The 2,608-nt window shown below is 27.5% G+C and carries 1 protein-coding gene; it reads right to left on the bottom strand.

The window, feature by feature from the left end; genetic code table 11:
- Positions 1 to 42: 42 nt before the first annotated feature.
- The coding region (locus A9758_RS01140) for a pseudomurein-binding repeat-containing protein (RefSeq protein ID WP_069776313.1) at positions 43 to 2,608 on the bottom strand (2,566 nt) is incomplete at its 5' end.

The following is a 2,608-nucleotide window of genomic DNA, read 5'->3' as shown; positions in this document are numbered from 1 at the left end:
TTATTTTATTTTAAATATTTAAAAAAAAAATAAAAAGAGATATTAAAATGGTAATGATATGTATCTAGTTATACTACCACAACTATTCCAATTCACAATATTTCCAAAGGTATTACTATTTGATGTTCCATCACATTTATACCATTTACCATTAACATAAACTTCAGCCCAAACGTGTCCTGTTACAAGACCACTACGGAAGTAACATGTTGCATGACAATATCTTGCAGGTATATTTGCTGTACGCATCATTGCAATTACTAAGTGTGCTGTATCTACACAATTACCATATCCACGATTTAAGGTACCAATTGCACCATACCTTGTATTATAATATCCACTATATGATGTATGCTTATTTACATAATTAAATATAGCTACAGCTTGATTATATGTACCTGTAACTCCGGCAATTGCTTTTGATAGTGCATTTTTAATTGCAGTACTATTTACTTCACAATTTTTTGAAGATACAAGATACTGTGAATATCCATCAGGTACTGTGTTTGTAGATGGATTAGATGTAGATGGATTACTTGTTTGATTTGCAGTTTTTATATTAAGAACTGTACTGTAATTTGGAAGATTTTTATTCACATATAAGTATGATACTGCACGTGTTAATAAATAATATGCATCCTCATATGATAAGGAATATCCAGCTACTTTTATATTAACTGGAGAATATCCATAAGTATCAAAGTTATATGCAATTTCTTTTGATAAACTTGCATAATCGTTTTTATATATATTTACTCCATACTTTGAAGTTGAAGATGATGTTTTAGCCATATAACCCATTGCATAAAAACTATTATTTGTACTTAATACTCTAGATACCATGTATAAGAAATCAACTTGTGATACTCCAACAGATCCAAACATTACAGTTTTTGGTAATGCATTATATTTTTCAATATATACTTTAACATCATATGCTTTTTTAAGTACTTCATTATATGAAAATACATAATTATATAATCTTAATTTTGAAGTTGTAGTGTTTGCATTTAATTTAGAATTTCCACTATAAACTACTGTTATGTTGTTTAATGCTGTAGATAATGGTGTTGTATTGTATTTAAGAGTTGCAATACCATTTACCACAGAAATTGTAGATATTGTTTTACCATTGATTTTAAATGCTACTTTACCACTTGATGCAAGATTACCTGTTAAATCAGTGACTTTAGCTGTGAGTGTTACTGTTGATTTTTTTTCTGCTACAATGACGTTTGAAATTGTTATTTTTGATGGATTTAATGTTGGTGTTGTGTTTGTTATATTAGAACTTGTTGCATGTGGTATATTACGAACTGTACTGTAATTTGGAAGATTTTTATTCACATATAAGTATGATACTGCACGTGTTAATAAATAATATGCATCTTCATACGATAAGGAATAATCAGCAGCTTTTATACTAACTGGAGAATATCCTGTAGTATCATATGATGATACTAATGTTTTTGATAGAGCTATATAATCGTTTTTATATATATTTACCCCATATTTTGAAGTTGAAGATGTTGTTTTATCTTCATAATTTAAAGCATAAAATGTATTATTTGAACTTAATACTTTAGATACCATGTATAGAAAATCATTAGAAGACACTTTGGTATTTCCAAATAACACATACTCTGGTATTTTATGATATTTTTCAATAGATAAATTAACATCGTATGCTTTTTTAAGTATTTCATTATATGAGAATGTTTGACTATATACTCTTAGTTTTGTATTAGCACTAGTTGCATTGAATTGGGAATTTCCACTATAAACTACTGTTACATTGTTTACTGTTGCAGATAGTTTTGATGTATCATATTTAACACTAGCCATACCTTTTACTAATGATATTGTAGATATTGTTTTACCATTGATTTTAAATGCTACTTTACCATTTGAAGCAAGATTACCTGTTAAATCAGTGACTTTAGCTGTGAGTGTTACTGTTGATTTTTTTGATGCAATAATATTGCTTGAAATTGTTATTTTTGATGGTTTTAATACGTTTAAATTAGTATTGAATGTTTTTGAAAGTGTATAATTTGTTTCACCCACTTTAACTGTTAATTTATATGTTTTAGGATTTTTAGGAGTTGTGTATGTCATATTACACATTCCATTTAAAACTGTTGTTTTTCCTATTGTAACATCATTAACTTTAAATACAACTGTTACGTTGTTAAGTGGTATGTTATTTGACTGTGTTATATTCGCTTTAAAAACAACCTTTGAAGAAGGTGCTGCAGAATATGAACCCATATTAATTGTAACATTATCCTTTACTAATTTTAATGTAGTATTTGCACTTTGAGGTAAAGTAGAACTTGTTTCACCTACTTTTACTAATAAATTATAGTTTTTTGCACCCCACTTAGGAACTGTGTAGTCCAATGAAGCTAATCCTTTAACTGTTTTTGTTTTTCCAATTGTAACTCCATTTATTTTAAACACTGCATCAACATTATTAAGTGGTTTATTGTTACTAGTATATGCTGTTGCATTAAGAGTTATTTTCTTTTGTGCTGTTGTTGTTATAGGATTTATCTTTAAAACTATGCTTGATTTAACATCATTTGTTGTTTTTAATGTTTTTGTT

The sequence above is a fragment of the Methanosphaera sp. A6 genome, from assembly GCF_001729395.1.
GTDB classification, from domain to species: domain Archaea; phylum Methanobacteriota; class Methanobacteria; order Methanobacteriales; family Methanobacteriaceae; genus Methanosphaera; species Methanosphaera stadtmanae.
Note: the sequence above shows the minus strand (reverse complement) of the source record. Positions and strands in the feature narration are given on the sequence as shown.